Below are 25,837 nucleotides of genomic sequence, written 5' to 3' on the forward strand. Positions count from 1 at the left end.
CATGAAAAAAGCCTCCACTCAGGAGGCTTTTTTACTTAAAGGATTAAGCTAAACCTTTTTCTTTGAGTACTTCTAACATCGTTGAACCAAGTTCAGCTGGGCTACGTGTATATGCCATTCCAGCACGCTCAAATGCAGCAAATTTTTCTTCTGCTGTGCCTTTACCACCTGAAATAATAGCACCAGCATGACCCATTCGCTTACCTTTCGGTGCAGTCACACCAGCAATATAACCAACAACAGGTTTGGTCACATTTGATTGGATATATTCTGCCGCTTCTTCTTCAGCTGTACCACCAATCTCACCAATCATAATAATTGCATCTGTGTCTGGATCATCTTGGAACAGTTTCAAAGCATCAATCTGATTCATACCAGGGATTGGATCTCCACCAATACCAATACACGTTGATTGTCCTAATCCTAACTTCGTAGTTTGTGCAACAGCTTCATAGGTCAACGTACCAGAACGCGAAATAATACCGATTCGTCCTGGCTGATGAATATGTCCTGGCATAATACCAATCTTACATTCACCCGGCGTGATAACACCTGGACAGTTTGGACCCACTAAGCGAGCACCATTTCCATTGGTTTCTAGATAGCGTTTCGCTTTCAGCATATCAATGGTTGGTACACCTTCAGTGATAACAACAATCAGTCCAACGCCAGAGTCAACTGCTTCAACGATAGAATCCAATACAAATGGTGCAGGAACGTAAATGACCGATGCATCAGCACCAGTCTCTTTCACTGCATCTTTCATTGTATTGAATACAGGTAGATTTAAATGAGTTTGACCGCCTTTACCTGGAGTCACACCCCCCACAACCTTAGTACCATAAGCCAAAGCTTGTTCTGAGTGGAATGTACCATTTTTACCCGTAAAGCCCTGTACCAATACTTTAGTGTCTTTATTAATTAATACGCTCATGATTGATACTCCTTATGCTTTTACTGCAGCAACAATTTTTTCTGCGGCATCAGATAAGCCGTTTGCAGAAATTAGTTTAAGACCAGATTCATCAAGTAATTTTGCACCTAGTTCTGCATTATTCCCTTCTAAGCGAACAACAACAGGCACTGTTACATTTACTTCTTGAACCGCTGCAATAATTGCTTCAGCAATCATGTCACAACGCACAATACCACCGAAGATATTGATCAGCACACCTTGTACTGACTGATCCGCTAAAATGATCTTGAATGCTTCAATTACACGCTCTTTGGTTGCGCCACCACCTACATCCAAGAAGTTTGCTGGTTGACCACCATAGAGTTTAATGATGTCCATGGTTGCCATTGCAAGACCTGCTCCATTCACCATACAACCAATATTACCTTCTAAAGCAACATAGTTAAGGTCAAACTCAGATGCCTTGAGCTCACGCTCATTTTCTTGCGATTTATCTCTTAAAGCAGAAACTTCTGGCAAACGATATAAAGCATTCGAATCAATACCGACCTTGGCATCAACACACAAAATTTCACCATTTTCACGGACTGACAAAGGATTGATTTCAAACAATGCGAAATCATTTTCTACGAACGCTTGATAAGCTGCAGACATAATTTTAACAAATTGATTAATCTGTTTATCTTTCAGCTCTAAAGCAAAAGCGACTTCACGAGCTTGGAAAGGAAGTAAGCCAACCAATGGATCTACTTCAACTTTAATAATTTTTTCTGGAGTTTCTTCAGCGACTTTTTCAATTTCGACACCACCTTCAGTAGAAGCCATGAAAGTAATACGACGTGATGAACGATCAACAACTGCGCCTAAATACAATTCACGCTCAACTGGATAGACATCTTCTGCAACGAGTACACTGTTAACTGGTTGCCCATTTGCATCCGTTTGATATGTAACTAAACGAGTACCAATAATTTGCGAAGCATATTCTTTTGCTTCATCAGCTGACTTAACGACTTTAACGCCGCCAGCTTTTCCACGCCCACCGGCATGTACTTGTGCTTTCATAACAGCGAATTTGCCGCCTAGCTGTTCAAATGCTTTTACTGCTTCCTCTGCATTTGTAGCGATGATGCCTTCCTGAACTGGCATACCATATTTTTTTAACAGCGATTTCGCCTGATACTCGTGTAAATTCATTGTTTTACCTTTTACTACTTTTCACTTTTTATGACACACCAATATTTAAACTTCCTTCGCAATAAATATTGGCATTTATTAAATTTAGTATTCTAGTTTTAGATGATTATTCAAACAAAAACAACCACCAAATGCAAAAAGAGCGGCCTCAGCCGCTCTTTTTTGTGTTATTTACGTTTACGCTGAATCGCGTGAATCGCTCGCCCATCTACTGCTAGCGCAGCTTCATGAACTACTTCAGAGAATGTTGGGTGACCAAATGTCATTAATTGAAGATCTTCAACGCTTGATACAAATTCAAGTGCGATCATGCCTTGGTGAACGATATCGGACGCAGCAGGTCCAATCACGTGCATACCAAGCAAACGATCCGTTTTAGCGTCAGCAACAAATTTCACGAAACCAGCATTTTCTCCAGCTGCCATCGCACGACCATTCGCTGCGAAACCGAATTGACCTGTTTTAACTTCGTGACCTTTTTCTTTCGCTTGTTCTTCTGTTAAACCAACCCACGCCGCTTCAGGGTGTGTATAAATCACAGAAATAATCGTGTCATAGTTCACTTGAGCTGCGTGACCATGAATACGTTCAACAGCCATTACGCCTTCTTCCATTGCTTTATGTGCAAGCATTGGACCACGTACTAAGTCACCAATTGCATATACACCTTCAACAGAAGTTGCACACCAATCATTTACTTCAACCAAACCACGTTCAGTTAGTTTAATGCCAGAATCTTCTGCTAATAAACCTTCTGCATACGCTTTACGACCCACGCAAACGATCAATTTGTCGAAAGTCTGAGTTTTGTCTTCGCCACCTTGAGTGTACTTTACTGTCACTTCACGACCATTGATTTCTGTACCAGCTACTTTTGCGCCAACACGAATATCAAGACCTTGCTTAGTTAATACTTTTTGGTAATCTTTTGCCAAAGCTTTATCAGCCATTGGTAAAAATGCATCCATTGCTTCAAAAACAACAACTTCTGCACCCAAACGACGCCATACTGATCCAAGTTCAAGACCAATGACACCTGCACCAATTACACCTAAACGCTTAGGTACTTCTTGGAATTCAAGCGCGCCAGTAGAATCAACGATAAGATCTTGATCTACAGGAGCAACAGGAATATTTACAGGAACAGAACCGGAAGCAAGAATGACATATTTAGGTTCTAAAATCTGAGTTTCGCCCTCATGTGGAACAAACTCAACTTTTTTACCAGCTAATAATTTACCTGTACCCTGCAACCATTCAATACCGTTACCTTTCAACAGGCCATCAATACCCATTGTAAGTTGGTTAACGATTTTATCTTTACGAGCAAGTAACTTTTGAAGATCAAATTTTACTTCGCCCGTTGTAATACCATGATCATCTAAATGATGAACAGTATCTTCATAACGATGTGAAGAGTCTAAAAGTGCTTTAGATGGGATACAACCCACGTTCAAGCAAGTACCACCTAAAGAGGGTTTTCCTTTATGAATACGCTTTTCAATACACGCAACTTTGAAACCCAGTTGTGCTGCACGAATAGCAGCTTCATAACCACCTGGACCACCGCCGATTACTACTAAATCAAATTGTTGAGACATTCTTCTCTCCAAAAATGGGCCTAGAGGATCGCTCTAAGCCCATGGATTTATTCTTTAGAATTAAAGATCAAGGATAAGTTTAGCTGGTTCTTCTAACAATTCTTTGATTGTTACAAGGAAACCCACTGCTTCTTTACCATCAATTAAACGGTGGTCATAAGAAAGCGCTAAATACATCATTGGTAAGATTTCAACTTGACCATTTACCGCCATTGGACGCTCTTGGATTTTATGCATACCCAAAATTGCAGTTTGTGGCGTATTTAAAATTGGTGTTGAAAGCAATGAACCGAAAGTACCGCCATTAGTGATCGTGAATGTACCACCTGTCATGTCTTCAATGCCCAGCTTACCATCACGTGCTTTGAATGCGTAATCACGGATACCATTTTCAACTTCAGCATAGTTCATGCGATCAGTATCACGTAATACTGGAACTACTAAACCACGGTCAGAAGATACCGCTACACCGATGTCATAGTAACCGTGATAAACGATATCATCTCCATCAATTGAAGCATTTACAGCTGGGTAGCGTTTAAGTGCTTCAGTTGCAGCTTTAACAAAGAATGACATAAAGCCTAAACGAGCACCATGACGCTTTTCAAAAGCATCTTTGTACTGAGCGCGCATGTCCATGATTGGCTTCATGTTGACTTCGTTGAACGTCGTTAACATTGCTGTTTCTTGCGTTGCAGCAAGTAAACGCTCAGCCACACGCTTACGAAGACGTGTCATAGGAACACGTTTTTCAATACGCTCACCTACAGCTACGCTTAATGGTGCAGCAGCAGGAGCAGCAGGTTTAGATTGGTGATTCGCCACATCTTCTTTAGTGATACGGCCACCACGACCTGTACCTGAAACTTCTGATGCATTAATACCAGTTTCAGTTAATGCCTTACGAACAGCTGGAGCTTGATCTTGAACAGGAGCTTGAGCGCGTTCAACAACAGGAGCAGCACCCGCTTCTGTAGCAGCAGCAGCTTGCTCAACTTTCTCTTCAGATTGAACAGCTTGAGTTTGAGAAGCACCTGAAACAGCACCTGCTTCAAATGTAGCAATTACTTCATCAGAAAGAACTGTGTCGCCTTCGCCTTTAATGATATTTGCAATCGTACCATCTGCAGGAGCAACAACTTCAAGTACAACTTTATCCGTTTCGATATCACAGATCACTTCATCACGTGATACCGCTTCACCTGGTTGTTTGTGCCAAGTTGCAATTGTTCCGTCTGCAACTGACTCTGGGAATACCGGTGCTTTAATTTCGGTTGCCATTCTTAAGATTCTCCTGATTATTCTGCTACGATCGCAAGCGCTTCGTTAACGAGTTGTGCTTGTTGTTTTGCATGTAAATATGGTGAGCCACAAGCCGGTGCAGCAGATGCTTCACGTCCTGCATAGCTGATTTGAATTTGTTGACCTGACTTCATAACACCTTCGTATAAACGTGGTGCGATGAATAACCATGCGCCTTGGTTCTTCGGTTCTTCTTGCGCCCAAACAAGCTCTTTCATATTTGGATATTGTGCAAGTACTTCCGCTAAACGTGCTTCTGGATATGGGTACAATTGTTCAACACGAACAATAGCAGTGTTGTTCAATTCATTTTCACGACGTTTTTCAAGTAAATCGTAATAAACCTTACCACCGCAAAGCACTACACGAGTCACATCCAACTTATTAATGTTATCAACTTCATCAATCACGGTTTGGAAAGTACCGTTCGCCAATTCATCAAGATTAGATACCGCTAATTTGTGACGTAATAATGACTTTGGAGACATGATAATCATTGGTTTACGAATTGGGCGAATCGCCTGACGACGTAAAGCATGGAAAATCTGTGCAGGAGTTGTAGGCGTCATCACTTGCATGTTTTCTTCAGCACATAGCTGTAAGAAACGCTCTAAACGTGCAGATGAGTGTTCTGGGCCTTGACCTTCAAAACCATGTGGAAGAAGCATCGTTAAACCACAAACGCGCTCCCACTTTGTCTCACCAGAAGCAATGAATTGGTCAATAACAACTTGAGCACAGTTCGCGAAGTCACCAAATTGTGCTTCCCAAATAATTAAGCTCTTAGGTAGAGTTGTTGCATAACCATATTCGAATGCCAATACTGCCATTTCAGACAATAATGAGTCATAAATCGCTGTACGCGGTTGATTTTCTTTAATATGGCAAAGTGGAATATACGTCGAACCGTCTACTTGGTTATGAAGCTTCGCATGACGATGCGAGAATGTACCACGACCAACATCTTCACCAGTTAAACGAACAAGATAACCCTCGTCCAATAACGAAGCATAAGCTAGAGTCTCAGCTGCACCCCAGTTCAATGGCATTTCACCAGTTTGCATTTTAAGACGATCATCGATCACCTTAGAAACTTGACGCTGCATCACGAAGCCTTCAGGAAGCTCACGCATTTTGCGACCAAGTTCTTTTAAACGCTCTTCAGGGAAAGTAGTATCCCAAACGTCAGTGTATTCATGACCTAAGTATGGCGTCCAGTCAACGAACATTTTTTTATTCGGTTCAAGTACAAGTGCATTCGCAACATGTTTACCTGCTTCTAAATCAGCACGGTAATCTTCGATCATCTGATCAGCAGTCGCACGATCAATTACACCTTCTTGTACTAATTTGTCAGCATATAATGCACGAGTTGTCGTTTTCTTATTAATGACTTGATACATCATTGGCTGAGTTGCTGCTGGCTCATCTGCTTCATTGTGACCGCGACGACGGTAACAGAACATATCGATAACAACGTCTTTACGGAAAGTATGACGGAAATCATGTGCAAGTTGAGCAACAAACAATACAGCTTCAGGATCATCACCATTCACATGGAAGATTGGTGCCTGAATCATTTTCGCGATATCAGTACAGTATTCAGTAGAACGTGCATCACGTGGATCTGATGTTGTAAAACCAACTTGGTTATTGACAACAATATGAACTGTACCACCTACCGTATAACCACGTGTTTGTGACATTTGGAAGGTTTCTTGGTTCACACCTTGACCAGCAAATGCAGCATCACCATGTACGATTACGGGTAATACGTCATCACCACCAATGTCTTTACGACGAACTTGACGAGCACGTACTGAACCTTCAACTACAGGCCCTACGATTTCTAAGTGTGATGGGTTAAATGCCAATGCCAAATGAACTTCGCCACCTGGAGTCATTACGTTTGACGAGAAACCTTGGTGATACTTAACGTCACCAGAACCTTTCTTGTGAAGTGATTTACCTTCAAATTCACCGAAAAGATCTGCTGGGTTTTTACCCATGATATTGACAAGCAAGTTGAGACGACCACGGTGTGGCATACCGATCACAACTTCTTTACATCCCACAGAACCTGCGCGTTGAATAACAGCATCAACCATCGGAATGAAAGATTCACCGCCTTCCACACCAAAGCGCTTAGCACCAACATACTTATTGCCTAAGTATTTCTCTAAGCCTTCAGCTGCAGTTAAACGTTCAAGAACATGTTTCTTTTGTTCTGCTGAAAAACCAAATTGACCTTTCACACCTTCAAGACGTTGTTGAATCCAACGTTTCTCTTTAGTGTCAACAATGTGCATATATTCAACACCAATAGAAGCGCAATACGTCGCCTCCATCGCATTGACCATTTCACCTAAAGTTGCTTCAGTTTTGCCAATTGCAAGATTACCTGTATTGAATACAGTATCTAAGTCAGATTTGGTTAAACCATGAGCCGCTAGATCAAGATCAGGCACTTCTTCTCGTTTTGCCAAACCTAATGGATCTAATTTTGCTTTTTGATGACCGCGGTTACGGTATGCAGCGATTAATTGTAATACGCCAATCTGACGACGCTCGTGCTCAGAACTAACTGAACTTTGAACGACAGGCTGAATACGGTTTGAGTTACGACCCAATAAAAGGAATTGCTCACGTACATTGCTGTGTGGTTGATCCCCTTTTGGGAACTTACCAAAGTATTCTTGCCAATCAGCACCGACTGATTCTGGAGCAACTAAATACTGCTCATAAAGTTCTTCAATATACGCTGCACTGTCAGCGGAAAGTTCAGTGTCAAGACGCAATGCGTCAGCAACTTCTTGCATTTGTGGACCCATTTCCTATTGCAAAACATTACAGGGAGCTTTCTAAGCTCGCCCATGATTGATAATGCCAAATCGGTAAATTGACATTCACCCATCTGGTACAAAAGACCATGGGGCGTATAGCATTAGAGAGTTTCTAATACCAATGACGAATCATAACGCCCTCATTGGCATCATCACTCATCTTTATACTCGATAAAATTACCGAGCAATTTTTGCAAATTGACTTAGAAAAAATTAAAAATATTAGTCTTTTCTAAAACAACTTTTCAATTTTATTATTCCTGCTTTCAGCTTAACACCAAACCACCAAAATGTTGATTTAATGTACAGATTGAATAATATTCATGCTAAAAATTTTGTTCAAATCCTATCATGAACTTCACTTCAAACTGATTTTATTGACACATACCATTCATAAATTAGCTAAATACAACTATAAACCATTGAGATAATATAAGGTGCATTTAGATAAATTCTATTAAAATTCATAATTATTAGACTAAAGCCTAAAATTATAGATTTAAATACATGCAACTTGGATCATAAAACCGATATCTTAACATTTTAAAAAGATATTTGCAGATGCAAAACGTTTTCATTTATCCCTAAAGTGCATATTTTTTTATGATTGGGGCAAATCTAACCACTTCAACCAAAATATCTCGAAAACTAAATTTAACACCAAGTTTTGATTAAAAAAAAGCACACCAAAGTGTGCTTTTTTTGGAACAGCATTAACCAGCTTGATCTAACAACATGCTACGAATGTGACCAATCGCTTTTGTTGGATTTAGACCTTTAGGGCATACTGATACACAGTTCATGATACCTTTACAACGGAATAAACTGAAAGGATCATCTAAACGAGCCAAACGGTCTTGAGTTGCAGTATCACGCGAATCAATAATGAAACGATATGCATTCAACAATGCTGAAGGCCCCAAGAATTTATCAGGGTTCCACCAGAATGATGGGCAAGACGTTGAACAACATGCACAAAGAATACATTCATACAAACCATCAAGATGCTCACGCTCTTCTGGAGATTGTAAACGCTCTTTAGGTGGTGCAGGTTGATTATTAATCAAGAACGGTTGAATTTTGTCGTACTGATCATAGAACTGATTCATGTCTACAACCAAGTCTTTGATTACTGGAAGACCTGGTAATGGACGAATAGTAATTACTTCTGGCAAATCGTTTAGGTTCCAAAGACACGCTAAACCATTTTTACCATTGATGTTTACACCATCAGAACCACAAATACCTTCACGGCATGAACGACGGAACGTTAAAGTTTCGTCTTGAACTTTCAATGCAAGTAGCGCATCAAGCAACATACGGTGCTTATCAGTCAACTCAAGCTTGAATGTTTGCATGTACGGTGCTTTATCCTTATCAGGATCGTAGCGGTAGATATTAAATGTACGAGTACCTCTACTCATCTTACTTCTCCCAATTAGAATGTACGTGGTTTAGGTGGAATAGCATCAACTGATAAAGGCTTGTAACGTACTGGTTTGTACTCAAGACGGTTATCAGCAGAGAACCATAAAGTATGCTTCATCCACTCATCATCACGACGGCCGTAAGGATATGCTGGATGATCTGGAGATTCTTCAAAATCTACAACAGTATGCGCACCACGACATTCTTTACGTGCAGCTGCAGAGATTAAGGTTGCTTTTGCAACTTCGTATAAGTTTTCCACTTCAAGTGCTTCAATACGTGCAGTATTAAATACTTTTGATTTGTCTTTTAAGTGGATATTACGGATACGAGGCTCAAGTGCAAGAATCTCTTTCACACCTTTTTCAAGAAGTTCAGTTGTACGGAATACACCTGCATGGTCTTGAACGATATCACGAATTGCATCAGCAACTTCTTGCGCATTTTCACCTGAAGTTGACTCATCTAAGCGACGGATACGCTCAACAGTTTGCTGAAGCACAGTTGTTGGAAGCGGCGCATATTCATCACCGTGATGCTTAGTCACATAGTCAATGATATGTTCGCCAGCAGCTTTACCAAATACAACTAAGTCAAGCAATGAGTTTGTACCTAAACGGTTAGCACCGTGTACAGACACACATGAACATTCGCCAATCGCATAGAAACCTTTCACTGGTTTAGTGAAATTGCGATCCGCAGCATTGGTAGAATAAGTATCGCTGTCTTTGTCGTAATGTGCTTCTAGCGGAGTAGTTTCACGCGATTCAGGAACAACAACTTGACCATGAATGTTAGTTGGAATACCACCCATTTGGTAATGGATTGTTGGCACAACAGGAATTGGCTCTTTTGTGATGTCAACGTTCGCGAACTTCTTACCAATCTCAAATACAGATGGAAGACGTTTCATGATCGTATCAGCACCCAAGTGCGTCATATCAAGAAGGATATAATCACCTTTAGGACCACAACCACGGCCTTCTTTGATCTCTTGGTCCATAGAGCGTGATACGAAGTCACGTGGTGCTAAGTCTTTCAAAGTTGGAGCATAACGCTCCATGAACGGTTCACCGTCTTTATTACGAAGGATTGCACCTTCACCACGACAACCTTCAGTTAACAATACACCTGCGCCTGCAACACCTGTTGGGTGGAATTGCCAGAATTCCATATCTTGTAATGGAATACCTGCACGAGCAGCCATACCAAGACCGTCACCAGTGTTGATATATGCGTTTGTAGATGCACGGTAAACACGACCAGCACCACCAGTTGCGAACAATGTTGCTTTCGCTTGGAATACTGCAATTTTACCTGTTTCTTGGTCAATTGCTGTAACACCAAGTACATCCCCTGCTTCGTTACGGATCAAATCAAGCGCGATCCATTCTACGAAGAATTGTGTACCCATTTTCACGTTGCTTTGATAAAGCGTGTGAAGAAGTGCGTGACCTGTACGGTCGGCAGCAGCACAAGCACGAGGAACAGCTTTTTCACCGTAGTTCGCAGAGTGACCACCAAATGGACGTTGGTAGATTGTGCCGTCAGCGTTACGGTCAAATGGCATACCTAGATGTTCAAGTTCATATACAACTTGTGGCGCTTCACGAGTCATAAACTCAATTGCGTCTTGGTCACCTAACCAGTCAGAACCTTTTACTGTGTCATAGAAATGGTAGTGCCAGTTATCTTCTTGCATGTTACCAAGAGAAGCACCAATACCACCCTGTGCAGCTACAGTGTGAGAACGCGTTGGGAATACTTTAGTCAATACCGCAACTTTCAAACCAGCTTGAGCAAGTTGGTAAGAAGCACGCATACCAGAACCACCACCACCAACGATGACAGCATCGAAAGTTTCGTGTGGAATATTTGTATAATCTTCTTTAGGGTTTATAGCGCCCATGATTGTTTCCTATCAATTCGCCCAAAAAATCTGGATTGCCCAGATCGCATATGCAAATACAGCAATAATGACTGCTGAAGTCAGTACTAGGCGTAAACCTGATGCTGATGGACCCATTTGGCGAGTCGTCACATAGTCAGTGAATACTTGCCACATACCAATCCATGCGTGTGCAACAAGAGATAAGACTGCCAATAAAGATAAAATCTTCATTGGTAATGTCATCATAAAGCCGTACCACTGTTCGAAGTTGAAACCACCATTACAAAGGATCCAACCAAACACCACAACAGTATAAACAGCTAAAACTACAGCACTTACACGCTGGATAAACCAATCGCGAGAACCTGAACCCGTTAAACCAGTAGCACTTTTCATTAGAGTACGATCCATACAAATGATGCAACGATACCAATTGCAGATAAAATTAATGCGATTGTTGCTGCTACACGACCACTTTGTAACTCTTCAGCGATACCCATATCAGCAAGCAAATGCTTGATACCTGCGATGAAGTGGTAGATTAAGCCAGCGACAAATACCCATACGATGAAGCGCACGATAAAGCTATCAAAAATAGCTTGAACTTGTGCAAAGCCCTCAGGAGAAGACAATGATTTGTCTAAGATCCATAAGAGAACTGGTACGAGTAAAAATACGATGACACCTGAAAGACGGTGTAAAATAGATGCAATAGCCACAGGGGATTTTAAGTTTACGTCTAAAACTTGACCCATGGACAAATTGACAGGTCTGTTGCTTTTCACAGCGGGCATCCTGTAGTTAAAAACTCCATCCGGAGTTTGTTGGAATTAATTCGAAGGAAAGCTGGCATTTGTTAGACAAATAAATTGTCTAAACCTTTATACGACACGGAATTATAAAACGTGCAATTTCAAATTACAAACCTACGAAGCAGGCGTCAACCATAAAATATTTTTAAATAAGAATCATTTACATCTACTTTCTTACAGTTAAGTCATCTCTCCATTTAAATACAAACACTAAGCCATTAATATTTATATCAATTTATTTTAATTTAGTGTTACTGAACTCAAATGTTCGATTTGTCTTAATTAGACTAAAGCACAACTCACTACAAAAATATATTTTTTTAAGAAATATAATATTTATTTTATTTTTCAAAAACTTAAAGAAAATTAATTCTCAAATAATTTGTACTTTTAAAACTAATTAGAAAAATGAATATTGCTCACATGGTCATTGTTTTTTTATCTAATTGAATTGAGTAATTTCAAATGTAAAAAAGGATAAAAATCATATGCACTTATAAATTAATTACAAAATGAACTTCATTTTCTAATGTTGAGCTCATCACTTAAAATGTAATGAAACATCATAAATTAGACACTTTTTAATCAATTAGTAAATAAAGTGAAAAAAAATATTTCATTGTCATTATTGGTCTATTTATTCAGTCTATCATCTTAAAAAAACAGACAAATTCTATAAACAATCGCTTTTCACAACCTTTAACATATTGATAAAAGGTATTAATAATCAAGCATTACATGGTTTAAATCATCAAAATATGCACGTTTTTGTCTTTTTTTTTATGCCACTACCGTTGAAATTGTCTTATTATACGGCGGCGCTAGTGAAAAGCAGATAAATTCCTACTGATTAACTGAGTTTAGAACCAGTCACTTTAGGTCGTCATTTTTATCCATAAGTATAATTGACAATTTTTGACTACTCACTAAGCTTAGAGCAAATTTTGAAACCGTCTAACTCACGGATTACAACAGATTATTTCGGGTTAGATAAAACATTCACCAGGACAGGAGATCTATTGAATGTCTGAAGCAACTGGCAAAAAAGCCGTATTACAGCTTGATGGCAAAGAAATTGAATTACCAATTTACAGCGGCACATTGGGCCCAGATGTAATCGACGTTAAAGATGTATTGGCCGCAGGTCACTTCACTTTTGATCCTGGTTTTATGGCTACAGCGTCTTGCGAGTCTAAAATCACATTTATCGATGGTAATAAAGGTGTTCTATTACACCGTGGTTATCCAATCGACCAACTAGCTACTAAAGCTGATTATTTAGAAACTTGCTACTTATTATTAAATGGTGAGCTTCCTACAGCTGAGCAAAAAGAAGAGTTTGACGCTAAAGTTCGTAACCACACCATGGTTCACGATCAAGTTAGCCGCTTCTATAACGGTTTCCGCCGTGATGCACACCCTATGGCGATTATGGTTGGTGTTGTTGGTGCGTTATCAGCGTTCTATCACAACAACCTTGATATCGAAAATGTTGATCACCGTGAAATTACTGCGATCCGTTTGATTGCTAAAATTCCTACCCTTGCTGCGTGGAGCTACAAGTATACTGTTGGTCAACCATTCGTTTACCCACGTAATGACTTAAGCTATGCAGAAAACTTCTTGTACATGATGTTTGCTACTCCAGCAGATCGTGATTACAAAGTTAACCCTATTCTTGCAAAAGCAATGGATCGTATCTTCACGCTTCATGCTGACCATGAACAAAATGCTTCTACGTCTACAGTACGTTTAGCTGGTTCTACTGGTGCTAATCCGTATGCATGTATCGCTGCTGGTATCTCTGCACTTTGGGGCCCTGCTCACGGTGGTGCAAACGAAGCTGTTCTTAAGATGCTTGATGAAATCGGCTCTGTAGAAAACGTTGCTGGCTTCATGGAAAAAGTGAAGACTAAAGAAGTTAAACTTATGGGCTTCGGTCACCGTGTTTATAAAAACTTCGATCCACGTGCTAAAGTAATGAAAGAAACTTGTGATGAAGTTCTTGGTGCTTTAGGTATCAATGATCCACAGTTAGCTTTAGCAATGGAATTGGAGCGTATCGCACTTTCTGATGAATACTTCATCAAGCGTAACCTTTATCCAAACGTTGACTTCTATTCAGGTATCATCCTTAAAGCGATTGGTATCCCAACAGAAATGTTCACTGTAATCTTCGCACTTGCACGTACTGTTGGTTGGATCAGCCACTGGTTAGAAATGCACAGCGGCCCATACAAGATTGGACGTCCTCGTCAACTTTACACTGGCGAAGTTCAACGCGATATCGTTCGTTAATTCGAACTGCGTCGACAGTCAAAAAACCACCCTTTGGGTGGTTTTTTATTATCTGATTAACAACAAACTATTGTTTTCAGCCCTGATGAAATAGAAACCTCGTATATCTAGAATATCTACAAACAAAAAAAAAGCCTGATTAAATCAGGCTTTTTTGATCAGTGTTGTGAATAATGATCCAAATTTAATGAGCTTAACTGCTGTTTTAATTTTGCAAGAGACCATGGCCATGCTGCAAAGTTACGACCATTTTCATCCAAATAGTAACTCTTACAGCCACCTGCATTAAATACAGTGGTTTTAAGATGTTTTTGAACCAATTGATTATGTCGCTTAACAACGTCGTCTTTAATCACAAGCTTGTTAATATTTTGCTTTTTGATCTTTAGTAGGCCATCAAGAATATAATCTAATTGAGCTTCAGCAATACCAATAAATGAGTCATAAACCAGAATATTTGGTCCTAACACCAAAAATGCATTTGGTACATTGGTAATACTTGCACCTAAATAAGCTTCCGGTGAACTATTTTTCCAGCGATCTGCTAAGAGCTTCCCATCCATATCGTAAATGCGTTTACCAATTGGCGGATGCGATACCTCAAAACCCGTACCCCAAATGATGACATCTACTTCATGACGCTCACCATTGGCCGCAACGACCGTATTCCCATCAATCTCAACCAACCCCTCATTGATTAATTTCACATTATCTTGTTGCAATGCTGGATAGTAATTGTTGGCAAATAAAAGACGTTTACAGCCAATATCAAAATTTGGTGTGACTTTTTTTCTTAATTCATCATCTTGAATTTGCAACTTCAATAATTGTTTGCTTAAGAAATTCACAGGCTTCAGCACTTTCGGATTACGCAAACCAAAGTTAATGCCATTTAAAATTTGGGCAATACTGCTCCGCCAAGTGGATTGAATAACGGGAAATTTCTGGATCAGTGATTTCGCTTGATCATTCAAATTCATATCAGCTTTTGGCAACACCCAAGGTGCTGTACGCTGAAACACAAAGAGTTCTTTCGCTAATGGCTGAACCTGAGGAATAAATTGAATCGCTGAAGCACCTGTACCAATAACAGCAATACGTTTACCTTTCAGATCGTACTCATGATTCCATCTTGCAGAGTGAAACATTTCCCCCTTGAAACTTTCTATGCCCTTAATTTTTGGAAATGATGGCTCAGTAATCGGTCCCGTTGTAAAGATTACCGTTTTTGCTAGATACTTTCCTTGAGAAGTTTCTAACGACCACTGCGCCTTCTCGTTATCCCAACGTGCTGTTTTTAATTCATGATTAAATTGGATTTTTTCAGTCAATTGATGCTTCTCAACCACTTCCTCAAGATAACTTAAGATTTCTGGCTGCTTGGCAAACAAATGACTCCATTTGTGACTTGGCGAAAAGGAAAAAGAATATAAGGCTGAAGGAACATCACATCCACATCCTGGATAATTATTATCGCGCCATGTACCACCAACTCGGTTCGCTTTTTCCAGCACAATGTAGTCGCGATATCCTGCCTGATTCATTTTATATGCCGCAGCGATACCGGAAATACCTGCACCAACAACAATCGTGTCATACACCTTTTGTGATTGTTCGACTTTAAGTTCTTTATCTGCGTTATTTTTTTTCTTTACTTTTACTTCTGCTTTTTCAGATTGATCAGCAGTTTGAATTTTTAAATCTGCATTGCTCTCTAATTCGTTATCGAGTGTCATTCTTTTATCTCTCTATTATTTTACAAAACGCTTAAACCATGGATAACCTACACCTAACATTTTGGTATATAAGGTCGGTGAAGCACGCTTCATCAACCAAAATAATTTCGCGTCTGGTTGTGGAATCGTATAAAGAATGCCTTTATCTAAATTGTTTAAGGTTTTTTGTGCAACTTGATCGCTTGTGACAAATGCATGATTCTGCAATAAATCATCCGCTAAACCCGAGTAATTGGAAGGTAATCGCCCATTCTTCATAATATTAGTAGGTACTAAAGTTGGGCAAAGCACATTCACACGGATATTATCTTGATGTAGTTCTGCAGATAACGTTTCAGATAATGCAAGTACACTAGATTTCGTCACGTTATAAGCTGTCATTTCAGGTGCAGCTGTAAATCCTGCTGCTGAAGCAACATTAATAATTGCCCCATAACCTTGTTGTTTAAACTTCGGTACAAAAAAGTGGCAACCATGAATCACGCCCCATAAGTTGACATGCATACACCATTGCCAATCTTCTAGTGTCATCTCATCAAACTTACCACCTAACCCCACGCCAGCATTATTAATAACAAGTGTCACAGGATGATTAAAAAGGTTTTCTGCTTGATTCGCCACTCGCTCAACATCTTCCTTTTTTCCCACATCGCAGGATTCAGCAAATGCTTTTTGCCCTGTGGTCTGAGAAATCAGCTGAACAGTTTCTTCAGCTGCAGCTAAATTAATATCAGCACACACCACTTGACCACCACGTTTTGCAATTTCCAATGCAAAACTGCGTCCAATACCACTTCCCGCACCCGTTACCACAGCATAAGCCTGATGGCTCGGTTTAATTTTCTTCTTAAAAAAAAAGCATGAACTATCCTTATTCTTATACCTTTAAAGCAGGCATGAATTCCTTCGTAAAGTATGGTGTTAGAATACCATCCACTGGATTTAATAAACGTTCTTTGTAGTACTCTAAAAACGCTGATGTATCATGATCATTCGGATGGAAGTCTGGTTTGAGATATTCGAGAATATGTTTGATCGAACTGCCATAAACACCATCTTTTAGACCAAAAATCAAACCTACACTTCGGTACATATCTTTGTAGTAACTTAAACTGATTAGATTTGATGGCTTACGATAAAATGGCACAACTAGTGATGCAGCAGAAATCAGCACTAAAATCGTAATAAGCGCTGGGAAAAAGCCTGCTATTCTTAAAGCATAGTTACTCGAAAGAAGTTGGAACACATCATATGCAATATCTTTATGCTCTGATTCCTCAAGCATATGCCACATCCAAATTGCGCGTTGTTTCTCATCTTGAGATTCGAAGAAAATATGCTCATGATTCATCATGTATTCAGCAAGCACTGCGGTAAAATGCTCAATCCCAGCCATAAGCGATAATTTCATTGGCTGAGGCAACCGATTAAAACCATATTCAAAAACGTGATGCGCCAGAAATCTAAACAATTTGACAGGCAAATCTGCCTTTAAAAAAGCGTCATTTAATTCTTCATGAAGTTTAGAATGTAAAGCTTCTTGCCCAATCAGCGCTGTCACTCTTTGCTTCAGTAATGGATCTTGAATAAAGTCACGATGATAACGCGCTGTATCAATAACGAGATCCTCACCATAGGTTAAAAAAATTGAAAGTGAGGCAAAGTAAGCACTTGCTAATTCCGCATTCAAATAAAATTTTGGATCAATCTTTTGATGATCAAAATCAAATTTCATATGACGAATTGGAATAGCTTTTGATTGATTCTCAGGATCAAATTTAGAATCGTTTAGAAATTTAGAAATTTTTTTTAGTGGCTGAGTTAATAACATGGCGAACCTTCTCTTTTATCTCAGTGAATAAATTCAAATAATGTGAATTCTTCGACGTTTCTAAAAAATTAAGATAAAAAGACGAAATAGCCATTTGCATAATAAATCTTTAGAGATGGCATAATTGCTCATTCATCAAGATTGTCTAACAAAATTATTAAGTTTTAATCAGTAAATACCATTTCATTATCATTAAAGGTCAACACGATTTTTAACAAGTAATGATTCCAATTAGTGATATTTTGAGTGTCACATAAACTTTAAGTAGATTAAGAAATAAGTATGATGTTGTGGATGCCACTTATTTTAAAATGGATAAAATTTGACGCTTTTAGATGTAGATCACTCACCCAAGGTGAAATCACGTTGAGCCAAAGTGTCTTTGGTGATCTTATAGATTATGACAGGGTGAAAATCATGAATCATCCGTTTCTACCGTGGCAACCCTCAGCGGTATTTATGGCACCAAAGGGCTATTTGCATATTCGTAACAAACATTTCAAAACTGACTATTCGAAAGAAAATAAAATCTATCAAGGAATTTTCATTCACGAGATGACTCATATTTTACAACACCAACAAGGACAAAATGTTTTGCTCAAAGGCGCTTTTCTGCAAAGTGCGTATTTTATTTCCTTCAAAAAGTATAATCCTTATGCCTATAAATTTGACCCTAAAAAAAATTTCAATGACTACAACATTGAACAACAAGGCGATATAGCTAGAGATATATTTTTGAAAAAGATTCCGAATATTATTTTGAATCAATAAAAATTGTAAAATTAAAAGAATATTTTTTATTCAAGCTATTGATTTGTGAATCAGAAACACCATATCAACTTTGACATCTGATTTACTGTGTCGCAAATCCATTACGATTTAATTTTTTATGTACAAACAATGGCAAAAGCTAGTATCTACTTTTATTTTAGATAGAATACATATGAATCGTAGTTTTTGCTGTGCAAGAAATAAGATCTTTTATCATGTTTTAATGATGTAAATTTGAGCCATTTGGCAGTTATGTAATATCACATACACACAGCTGAATAATTACTCCAATAAAATCAGCACGTGCTGTATATAAACCTATAGGATAGGACTTGGTTTAAATGAATAGTTTTAAAGTTTCTCTTGCTCAATTCTCTCCATTTGTCGGCAATATAGAAGCCAATGTTCAACGAATGATTGAACTCGCTAATGAAGCCAAACAGCAAAATGCCAATATCATTGTGTTTCCTGAACTTTCGACCATTGGTTATCCTGCAGAGGATCTCCTACTTCGTCCAAGCCTAAGCAAACGTACAGCATCAGCTTTCGAAAAACTGGCTGAAGTGAAAGACATTGTGATGGTATTTGGTTTTGTTAATCAAGCTGATTCGGGTGCACGCTATAACTCTGCAGCCGTTATGAAAGATGGGCAAGTATTAGGTATTTATAACAAGCAAAATTTACCAAATTATAGTGTTTTTGATGAAAAGAGATATTTCGCTGAGGGTCATCAACACCTTGTATTTGAGTATTTAGGACATAAATTCGGTGTATTAATTTGCGAAGATGTCTGGACACTTGAGAGTGTTCAACAACTTGCCAAACTGAATGTTGAAACTGTTCTTGTGTTAAATGCCTCACCATACGAAGTTGGAAAGCCTCAACACCGTGTTGTTACGCTTAAAGAGTTAGCTAAACAATTGAATCTCAATCTTGTTTATGTCAACCAAGTGGGGGGTCAAGATGATCTTATTTTCGACGGAACAAGTTTCGTTATAAATTCAAACGGTGAAGTTGTACTTGAAGCACCAAGCTTCAAAGAAGACCTTTTTCATGTTGAATATGAAGCAGAGCTTAAATCTTTTAAAGCCACTATCAAAGCACCTGCATTAGATACGATTGCAGAAATTTACCAAGCTTTGGTTTTAGCAACACGAGATTATGTACAACGCTCAGGTTTCCCTGGCGTCATTCTTGGTCTCTCTGGTGGTATTGACTCAGCGCTTACTCTTGCAATCGCTGTCGATGCTATTGGAGCAGATAAAGTTCAAGCGGTTATGATGCCTTATACATATACTTCTCAAATCAGCGTTGAAGACGCGACTGAGCAGGCAAAACGTATGGGAGTCACTTTTGGTATTGCGGAAATTCACCCAATCGTCAACAGCTTTATGCAGACATTACACCCATTCTTCGGCAATTCTCCTGCTGATGCAACTGAGGAAAATTTACAAGCTCGCGCACGCGGCACCTTATTAATGGGTCTGTCGAATAAATTTGGTAATCTTGTTTTATCTACAGGTAACAAATCTGAATTTTCTGTTGGTTACTGCACACTGTACGGTGATATGGTCGGTGGTTTTGCTGTACTTAAAGATGTTTATAAAACGATTGTATTTGAGTTAGTAAAATACCGTAATAGTTTGGAAGATACGCCTGTAATCCCTGAACGTGTGATTACTCGCCCACCTTCTGCTGAATTACGCCCTGATCAAAAAGATCAAGACTCATTACCACCTTACGATGTTCTTGATGCAATTTTATATGCATATATTGAAGAAGATCAGAGTCTTGAAGATATTATTTCTAAAGGTTTTGATCGAGATATCGTGACTAAAGTCATTGGATTGGTTGATCGCAACGAATATAAGCGCCGTCAGGGTGCAATTGGTCCACGTATATCCTCTCGTGCATTTAGCCGCGAACGCCGCTATCCAATCGTAAATGGATGGAAAGCAGGTGTCTAACTCGACACAACTCAATCAATTTGCTCAAGCACTTATGCTTGAGCAAATTCGGTTTACGCAACAGTATTTATTAAATGCTGAATCTAATGCTGTACTAGACACGTTTGTTTCAGAGGCTTATGCTCAGTTCAATCGAATCAAACTAAAAGACATTGTAAATCTTGAACAACTTCATGCTGTTGTTTCAAAATATGCTTTTGAATTAAATCTTGGACCTGATTTACTAGAGTTTATTGGCGCAGTTGCACAACGTATTTACCTTCATTTAAAGGATTCAAATGCTTTAATCGGAGATTTAATTTCTGACCAAGATTTTGGGCTATGGCTAAATAAAATTCTTGAATTAGATCAAGTACGTTATGGTTTAAAACAACAAATTTTAAGTAATGAGAAGGCGCATGCAGTAAGTCTTCAATTAGCAAATCAAATTTTAGAAAAATATACACCTTGGCTGGATAGGCTTCGAAAAAATAAAGTTCAAAATAATACGGTCAAATCAAAGATTTTTAATTTTCTCCAAGATCAGCAACACACATTAGAGTTAAAACTAGAATCCCAACTTGCAAATGCAATATTGGTTCAATTAGGCGAAATTATCACACTGCCTCAAAATGAACTTTATGAAATCATTCAACATATTTGGTCAGATCTCCAATTTCAAAAAATTTCAGCTCAGCTTGAGCAGATTGAAGCCATTGATGTCGAAGATTTTTTTATTCTGGTCTATGAAACCTGGAGAAATTTACGCCAGTCCTCTGAGATTCAGTCCATCATTTTAGAAGTGGTTGATGAGTTCTATGAATATTTTGGTGATTACAGTTTACAAGCTTTACTCACGGCTGTTGGACTAACTCAAGAAGATTTAGTGATCGAAGCACATCGTTTTGCACCTCAGCTTATCAGCATGTTAAATGATTTTGGCGTTCTAGAACAATTAATTCAAAGTTTGATTCAGCCTTTTTATCAAGCACAATCTACACTTGATATTATCTCAAAACATTTTGAGAAATAAAAAAAAGACCATGCGGTGAGCATGGTCTATAAAAATGGTGGCTATGACGGGACTTGAACCTGTGACCCCCGCATTATGAGTGCGGTGCTCTAACCAACTGAGCTACATAGCCGTAAACTGTGTGCGCATTATCTTAAGTTATCGTTGTATCGTCAAGCATACGAAAGCACTAATGATCACCCTTTATACAAATAAACCTTATTTGAACAAAATTAATCCATAATTATATGATTTTATTGTAATAGTAAGGTTTCAATGACATCAAAATCATGCTCAATCCTCAATATTTCATTCTCATATGCTCTTTAAGCCTTGTGAGCGGATGCCAAACGATTTATCCCATATTTGTGAATTATCACGGTGTACGCATGGATGTCGCTCAATGGATCAATGCTCAAAACTTTATAACCATGCAACAAAAACGAACTCTAGTTCAATTAAGCCGTGCTCAACAAAAGCTCGTGCATATTGATGTCATTCCTGAAGATCGTAAACTTGCCGTGAGTAAAGAGAATGCGGTTGCTCTTCATTGTGCACAGCTTTATTTGTCTGAGCAAAAAATTGAAAGCTTGCAAAATATTGTGTTTTCAAATGTAAATCAGACAGCCGTTTTAGCACAATTTGAACAAGAGTTTCCAAAAATTAAGTTAGATTCTCAGCTTATTCAGTGCCAATGAAAACTCAAGATTTCACACATAAAAAAAGACCACACTAGTGAGTGTGGTCTATAAAAATGGTGGCTATGACGGGACTTGAACCTGTGACCCCCGCATTATGAGTGCGGTGCTCTAACCAACTGAGCTACATAGCCGTAAACTGTGGGCGCATTATCTACTTGATTGATGTATCCGTCAAGTAATATCGGCACTGTTTGATCAAAATTTGTTGAAGTGAGCCGATAAGCCGGGTTCTGTCTAGAACGATCATTCCTCTAGGCATACAATCACTCATATGCTCAAGCGACCTACCCGAATCCAGTATGGGCCATACCTTAAGGATTCCTATTTGGTCTTGCTTCAAGTGGGGTTTACCATGCCATGAACTGTTACCAGTCATGCGGTGCGCTCTTACCGCACCCTTTCACCCTTACCATTCTCTAGGCTAAACCGAAGTTCAGTTGCAAAATGGCGGTCTACTCTCTGCTGCACTTTCCGTAGGCTTACGCCTCCCAGGCGTTACCTGGCACCTTGCCCGATGAAGCCCGGACTTTCCTCCCCTGCTTTAGTCACGAAGACCTCCACAGCAGCGATCGTCTGGCTCACTTCAAGTGGCGCATCTTAACAAACTTTGAGATCAATTGCTCGTGCTTTTTTGAGCAATTAGTTTTTTATACTTTTCCAACAATTCATCCTCAGATTCCACATGATTAGAATCTTTAGGAATACAGTCTACTGGGCAGAATAATGAACACTGGGGTTGGTCATGATGACCAACACATTCAGTACATAGGTTTGGATCAATTTCATAGATCAGTTCACCCATATAAATCGCTTCATTTGGGCATACAGGCTCACAAACGTCACAATTGATGCACTCATCCGTAATAATTAAAGACACTCTACCAACCTTGCTGATGCTTACGTTCAAATGCCTCAACAACTGCTTTTGGCACAAATTTCGTCACATCACCTTTCAAACGTGCAATTTCACGAACTAACGTGGATGAAATAAACGAGTATTGCTCTGACGGCGTTAAAAATACAGCTTCAAAATTTGAATCTAATTGACGATTCATATTTGCAAGTTGAAACTCATATTCAAAGTCAGATACTGCTCTTAAACCTCTGAGTACAGCTGTTGCCTTTTGCTCTTGAAAAAAATTCACCAACAAACCATCAAAACCAACAAATTCTACGTTATCTAAATGGCTTAATGATGATTTTGCAAGCGCAACTCGCTCATCTAAACTAAACACTGGATTTTTGTGATGACCAATTGCAATCGCAACTACAACTTCATCAAACATTTTTGCAGCACGAGAGACAAGATCAATATGACCATTGGTAATAGGATCGAATGTTCCCGGATAGATGACACGAGTTTTAGACATCCATTTATACTCTAAGATTATTATGTAGGCGCATAGTTTAACAAAAACTCAATTCACACGCACACTTGTTGACAGTGAAATGACTTCACCTCAAGCCAAGTTTGAGGCAAAATAGGCCTAATCTTGGAATATTTGTATTATGTCGAAATCGATTGTAGTTAAAAAAAATAATAGTGGCACTATTGCGCTCAACAAACGTGCACGTCACGATTATTTTATTGAGGAAAAATTTGAAGCTGGTTTAGCGTTACAAGGTTGGGAAGTAAAATCTCTTCGCGCTGGACGCATGAGTATCACGGAAAGCTATATTATTTTCAAAAATAATGAAGCTTATTTATTTGGTGCTCAAATTCAACCTCTTCTTTCTGCTTCAACTCATATCGTTCCCGAAGCAACACGTACTCGTAAGCTACTTCTTTCACGTCGTGAACTCGAGAAACTCCAAGGGGCGATCAATCAAAAAGGTTACACATGTGTACCTTTGGCGTGCTATTGGAAAGGTCGTTTAGTCAAACTCGAAATTGCGCTTGTTAAAGGTAAACAGTTACACGACAAACGTGCCACTGAAAAAGACCGCGATTGGCAGCGTGATAAAGCAAGAATTTTTCATAAATAAAAAAACCGCTCATATGAGCGGTTTTTTTATTAACAGAACCTTAAACTTCCATAACAGTTTGGAGCAAAGGTTTGATTTTTAAGTTGTAGATCTTTTAATGGAAAATTTACATTGGTATTCGGCAAATGAACATTTCCAACACCAAGTTTGTCACCAAACAGACAATCAAGTGCATTACAAGATGGAGGATTTCGACTGATATAATCACTGATTGGTCCAACCACTTGTTTTAACACATCATTTGTAATATCAATACGCTTCTCAGGTGTAACATCTCCAATATTGATCGAATCATTAAATGCCATCCACCAACCTTGCTGTGCAGCAACATCAGCATTTGGCCACCAGATCTCACTATTTTGAACAGAGAGTGAGAATGGATTGTTTACAGGGATTTTATGAATTAAACCTAGATTTTGATCTACCGTAATGTTGGCTTTTAAGCCCGTAATGTTACCACTGACCTCTTTTTGCAAATTCAGCAATCCTACCCCTAGCACTTGGATATTAGCCTTGAGATCACCACCAAAATTCAACTGATTAATATTGGCAACACCTGTCAGCTGTGCAGAACTCATTCGAGTACCAGAGACCGTAGTTCCATTAATTTGAATTGGTGCCGTCGTTTCTTGTAATGCTAAATTGTAATTATTCGATTTAAAATCGAGTGTCAAAGTAGGTGCGATAATACAAATTAAACAAATTCTTGCATTCACTTTTCCATCAATAGTTTGACCAGTATCAGCATAAGTCATACTTCGAGCATTAGTATAGCCCATACCCTGAGTGGGATTAATTTTTAAATAACCACTGAGTGAGTTAATACCATTCGGTTTGTCAGAGTTTTCATCACCAAGCGTCAGTAAACCTAATACTTTTTCAGCACTGAGACGCAAACCCACAACTTCTCGAGTTGATGCAGATGTTGGATTTTTTACCGCGAACTCTAAAAATGGATTGGTTAACTTGGCTGAAGAACCCGCACGACCTTCTCTAGTGTCTGACATACCGCTCAAACTCAGATTTTCGATATCAATATCACATCCACCTGCTCCATTAATACCACCACAGCCAAGTTGTAAATGCTTAATATTTGCATTGAGTTCTATATCTGCTTCCATTCCAAGCTTATAAAAGCCAACACCTTTACCTCGCATATTGTTTGCCCCATCATTGGGATCAATATAACTCATACTTAACAAAGCTTGGCCATTTGTCGCTGATAACTCTTCATCACTCATCATTTTTAAATCATTATGAATGTTATTAGCCGTTGCATACAAAGGAATCAACACTAAGCATGATGTTGATAAAATCAATTTGATAGAACCAAGTAAACTCTTCAACATTAGAGTCTCCATATTATTTTTATTCAGGCTTAATCCATAAGCAACATCATTACTATCTATAAATTAATGAAAAAAATAAAGAGGCTTAAAACTTGCTAAATGAATTAAAATATAGAAATTAAAATAAAATTGAATATTTTCTAGAGACTTACATCACATTATTAATTTTTAAAATGTGATGTATATTCCAATTTATCCGATGAAATGCAAACTTAAA

The 25,837-nt window shown here is 38.7% G+C and carries 21 protein-coding genes, 2 tRNA genes and 1 other RNA gene; 6 read left to right on the forward strand and 18 right to left on the reverse strand.

The features are described 5' to 3' along the window. Window positions 1-43: 43 nt before the first annotated feature. The 9 genes from sucD to sdhC all read right to left on the reverse strand — a co-directional run bounded on the left by sucD (window position 44) and on the right by sdhC (window position 11,972). Complete coding sequence (gene sucD / locus AC1M84_RS02650; protein ID WP_481588922.1) at window positions 44-934, reverse strand: succinate--CoA ligase subunit alpha; 891 nt, start codon at window positions 932-934, stop codon at window positions 44-46. 12 nt (window positions 935-946) lie between these two features. Further along, complete coding sequence (gene sucC / locus AC1M84_RS02655; protein WP_035268500.1) at window positions 947-2,113, reverse strand: ADP-forming succinate--CoA ligase subunit beta; 1,167 nt, start codon at window positions 2,111-2,113, stop codon at window positions 947-949. Window positions 2,114-2,280: 167 nt separating this feature from the next. Beyond that, the gene (lpdA, locus tag AC1M84_RS02660) at window positions 2,281-3,714 is read right to left on the reverse strand and encodes a dihydrolipoyl dehydrogenase (RefSeq protein ID WP_035268502.1); all 1,434 of its coding nucleotides are present in this window, start codon (window positions 3,712-3,714) and stop codon (window positions 2,281-2,283) included. A gap of 60 nt (window positions 3,715-3,774) precedes the next feature. After that, window positions 3,775-4,995, reverse strand: a complete 1,221-nt coding sequence (gene odhB / locus AC1M84_RS02665) for a 2-oxoglutarate dehydrogenase complex dihydrolipoyllysine-residue succinyltransferase (RefSeq protein ID WP_035268505.1) — start codon at window positions 4,993-4,995, stop codon at window positions 3,775-3,777. Between the two features lie 17 nt (window positions 4,996-5,012). Beyond that, window positions 5,013-7,835 carry a 2-oxoglutarate dehydrogenase E1 component gene (locus tag AC1M84_RS02670; protein WP_035268518.1) on the reverse strand — a complete coding sequence of 941 codons (2,823 nt, stop codon included), beginning with the start codon at window positions 7,833-7,835 and terminating at the stop codon, window positions 5,013-5,015. A 737-nt stretch (window positions 7,836-8,572) separates the two neighbouring features. Continuing rightward, the gene (locus AC1M84_RS02675) at window positions 8,573-9,283 is read right to left on the reverse strand and encodes a succinate dehydrogenase iron-sulfur subunit (RefSeq protein WP_035268507.1); all 711 of its coding nucleotides are present in this window, start codon (window positions 9,281-9,283) and stop codon (window positions 8,573-8,575) included. A gap of 14 nt (window positions 9,284-9,297) precedes the next feature. Continuing rightward, on the reverse strand, window positions 9,298-11,196 hold the full coding sequence (gene sdhA / locus AC1M84_RS02680) for a succinate dehydrogenase flavoprotein subunit (protein ID WP_035268510.1): 1,899 nt from the start codon (window positions 11,194-11,196) through the stop codon (window positions 9,298-9,300). A 12-nt stretch (window positions 11,197-11,208) separates the two neighbouring features. Then, window positions 11,209-11,574 carry a succinate dehydrogenase, hydrophobic membrane anchor protein gene (gene sdhD / locus AC1M84_RS02685; protein ID WP_035268511.1) on the reverse strand — a complete coding sequence of 122 codons (366 nt, stop codon included), beginning with the start codon at window positions 11,572-11,574 and terminating at the stop codon, window positions 11,209-11,211. Next, window positions 11,574-11,972, reverse strand: a complete 399-nt coding sequence (sdhC, locus tag AC1M84_RS02690) for a succinate dehydrogenase, cytochrome b556 subunit (protein ID WP_179997761.1) — start codon at window positions 11,970-11,972, stop codon at window positions 11,574-11,576. Before sdhC ends, sdhD begins: the two co-directional genes overlap by 1 nt. Before the next feature lie 1,041 nt (window positions 11,973-13,013). Between sdhC and gltA the strand changes: the two genes are divergently transcribed. Then, window positions 13,014-14,288 carry a citrate synthase gene (gltA, locus tag AC1M84_RS02695; protein WP_035269948.1) on the forward strand — a complete coding sequence of 425 codons (1,275 nt, stop codon included), beginning with the start codon at window positions 13,014-13,016 and terminating at the stop codon, window positions 14,286-14,288. Between the two features lie 158 nt (window positions 14,289-14,446). On the opposite strand, the gene AC1M84_RS02700 is transcribed toward gltA, so the two are convergent. Genes AC1M84_RS02700 through AC1M84_RS02710 form a run of 3 tightly spaced genes read right to left on the reverse strand, consistent with a single transcriptional unit; the run spans window position 14,447 to window position 17,855 of the window. Beyond that, a complete protein-coding gene (locus AC1M84_RS02700; protein WP_481594374.1) occupies window positions 14,447-16,024 on the reverse strand; it encodes a flavin-containing monooxygenase in 1,578 nt (525 codons plus the stop codon). A gap of 15 nt (window positions 16,025-16,039) precedes the next feature. Then, on the reverse strand, window positions 16,040-16,864 hold the full coding sequence (locus AC1M84_RS02705; RefSeq protein ID WP_481594462.1) for an SDR family NAD(P)-dependent oxidoreductase: 825 nt from the start codon (window positions 16,862-16,864) through the stop codon (window positions 16,040-16,042). Between the two features lie 37 nt (window positions 16,865-16,901). Continuing rightward, entirely contained in the window at window positions 16,902-17,855 is a 954-nt protein-coding gene (locus AC1M84_RS02710) for a metal-dependent hydrolase (protein ID WP_481594375.1), read from the reverse strand. 282 nt (window positions 17,856-18,137) lie between these two features. Here AC1M84_RS02710 and AC1M84_RS02715 point away from each other — a divergent pair, with 282 nt between their 5' ends. The 3 genes from AC1M84_RS02715 (at window position 18,138) to AC1M84_RS02725 (ending at window position 21,605) form a co-directional block, all read left to right on the forward strand. Further along, complete coding sequence (locus AC1M84_RS02715) at window positions 18,138-18,626, forward strand: hypothetical protein (RefSeq protein ID WP_092766833.1); 489 nt, start codon at window positions 18,138-18,140, stop codon at window positions 18,624-18,626. Window positions 18,627-18,967: 341 nt separating this feature from the next. After that, window positions 18,968-20,593 (forward strand): NAD+ synthase, encoded by a 1,626-nt coding sequence (locus tag AC1M84_RS02720; protein ID WP_481594376.1) that lies wholly within the window; start codon window positions 18,968-18,970, stop codon window positions 20,591-20,593. Then, on the forward strand, window positions 20,586-21,605 hold the full coding sequence (locus AC1M84_RS02725; RefSeq protein WP_481593079.1) for a hypothetical protein: 1,020 nt from the start codon (window positions 20,586-20,588) through the stop codon (window positions 21,603-21,605). Before AC1M84_RS02720 ends, AC1M84_RS02725 begins: the two co-directional genes overlap by 8 nt. Window positions 21,606-21,640: 35 nt before the next feature. Here AC1M84_RS02725 and AC1M84_RS02730 read toward each other — a convergent pair. Continuing rightward, window positions 21,641-21,717, reverse strand: a tRNA-Met gene (locus AC1M84_RS02730). 256 nt (window positions 21,718-21,973) lie between these two features. On the opposite strand from AC1M84_RS02730, the gene AC1M84_RS02735 reads away from it, so the two are divergent. Continuing rightward, entirely contained in the window at window positions 21,974-22,282 is a 309-nt protein-coding gene (locus tag AC1M84_RS02735; RefSeq protein ID WP_481594377.1) for a hypothetical protein, read from the forward strand. 57 nt (window positions 22,283-22,339) lie between these two features. Here the strand turns inward: AC1M84_RS02735 and AC1M84_RS02740 are convergent. The 4 genes from AC1M84_RS02740 to coaD all read right to left on the reverse strand — a co-directional run bounded on the left by AC1M84_RS02740 (window position 22,340) and on the right by coaD (window position 23,655). Further along, window positions 22,340-22,416, reverse strand: a tRNA-Met gene (locus AC1M84_RS02740). 72 nt (window positions 22,417-22,488) lie between these two features. Continuing rightward, an RNA gene (rnpB, locus tag AC1M84_RS02745) (RNase P RNA component class A) lies at window positions 22,489-22,870 on the reverse strand. A gap of 28 nt (window positions 22,871-22,898) precedes the next feature. Then, on the reverse strand, window positions 22,899-23,162 hold the full coding sequence (locus AC1M84_RS02750) for a YfhL family 4Fe-4S dicluster ferredoxin (protein WP_481593080.1): 264 nt from the start codon (window positions 23,160-23,162) through the stop codon (window positions 22,899-22,901). A gap of 1 nt (window position 23,163) precedes the next feature. After that, window positions 23,164-23,655: a pantetheine-phosphate adenylyltransferase gene (coaD, locus tag AC1M84_RS02755; protein ID WP_035269911.1), complete on the reverse strand. Its 492-nt coding sequence runs from the start codon at window positions 23,653-23,655 to the stop codon at window positions 23,164-23,166. A gap of 139 nt (window positions 23,656-23,794) precedes the next feature. Between coaD and smpB the strand changes: the two genes are divergently transcribed. Then, a complete protein-coding gene (smpB, locus tag AC1M84_RS02760) occupies window positions 23,795-24,271 on the forward strand; it encodes an SsrA-binding protein SmpB (RefSeq protein WP_035269908.1) in 477 nt (158 codons plus the stop codon). 29 nt (window positions 24,272-24,300) lie between these two features. Here smpB and AC1M84_RS02765 read toward each other — a convergent pair whose 3' ends face one another. After that, window positions 24,301-25,596 carry a hypothetical protein gene (locus AC1M84_RS02765; RefSeq protein WP_481594463.1) on the reverse strand — a complete coding sequence of 432 codons (1,296 nt, stop codon included), beginning with the start codon at window positions 25,594-25,596 and terminating at the stop codon, window positions 24,301-24,303. Window positions 25,597-25,837 lie beyond the last annotated feature (241 nt).

The sequence above is a fragment of the Acinetobacter sp. 24-47-66 genome, from assembly GCF_056779755.1.

What these genes read in the sequence shown, in the direction of transcription:
- lpdA (WP_035268502.1), bottom strand. Translation starts at nt 3,714, where the DNA reads ATGTCTCAACAATTTGATTTAGTAGTAATCGGCGGTGGTCCAGGTGGT.
- odhB (WP_035268505.1), bottom strand. Translation starts at nt 4,995, where the DNA reads ATGGCAACCGAAATTAAAGCACCGGTATTCCCAGAGTCAGTTGCAGAC.
- sucC (WP_035268500.1), bottom strand. Translation starts at nt 2,113, where the DNA reads ATGAATTTACACGAGTATCAGGCGAAATCGCTGTTAAAAAAATATGGT.
- AC1M84_RS02700 (WP_481594374.1), bottom strand. Translation starts at nt 16,024, where the DNA reads ATGACACTCGATAACGAATTAGAGAGCAATGCAGATTTAAAAATTCAA.
- AC1M84_RS02670 (WP_035268518.1), bottom strand. Translation starts at nt 7,835, where the DNA reads ATGCAAGAAGTTGCTGACGCATTGCGTCTTGACACTGAACTTTCCGCT.
- sucD (WP_481588922.1), bottom strand. Translation starts at nt 934, where the DNA reads ATGAGCGTATTAATTAATAAAGACACTAAAGTATTGGTACAGGGCTTT.
- AC1M84_RS02735 (WP_481594377.1), top strand. Translation starts at nt 21,974, where the DNA reads ATGGATGTCGCTCAATGGATCAATGCTCAAAACTTTATAACCATGCAA.
- sdhD (WP_035268511.1), bottom strand. Translation starts at nt 11,574, where the DNA reads ATGAAAAGTGCTACTGGTTTAACGGGTTCAGGTTCTCGCGATTGGTTT.
- AC1M84_RS02710 (WP_481594375.1), bottom strand. Translation starts at nt 17,855, where the DNA reads ATGTTATTAACTCAGCCACTAAAAAAAATTTCTAAATTTCTAAACGAT.
- AC1M84_RS02715 (WP_092766833.1), top strand. Translation starts at nt 18,138, where the DNA reads ATGATGTTGTGGATGCCACTTATTTTAAAATGGATAAAATTTGACGCT.
- sdhA (WP_035268510.1), bottom strand. Translation starts at nt 11,196, where the DNA reads ATGGGCGCTATAAACCCTAAAGAAGATTATACAAATATTCCACACGAA.
- sdhC (WP_179997761.1), bottom strand. Translation starts at nt 11,972, where the DNA reads ATGCCCGCTGTGAAAAGCAACAGACCTGTCAATTTGTCCATGGGTCAA.
- AC1M84_RS02675 (WP_035268507.1), bottom strand. Translation starts at nt 9,283, where the DNA reads ATGAGTAGAGGTACTCGTACATTTAATATCTACCGCTACGATCCTGAT.
- AC1M84_RS02720 (WP_481594376.1), top strand. Translation starts at nt 18,968, where the DNA reads ATGAATAGTTTTAAAGTTTCTCTTGCTCAATTCTCTCCATTTGTCGGC.
- smpB (WP_035269908.1), top strand. Translation starts at nt 23,795, where the DNA reads ATGTCGAAATCGATTGTAGTTAAAAAAAATAATAGTGGCACTATTGCG.
- gltA (WP_035269948.1), top strand. Translation starts at nt 13,014, where the DNA reads ATGTCTGAAGCAACTGGCAAAAAAGCCGTATTACAGCTTGATGGCAAA.
- coaD (WP_035269911.1), bottom strand. Translation starts at nt 23,655, where the DNA reads ATGTCTAAAACTCGTGTCATCTATCCGGGAACATTCGATCCTATTACC.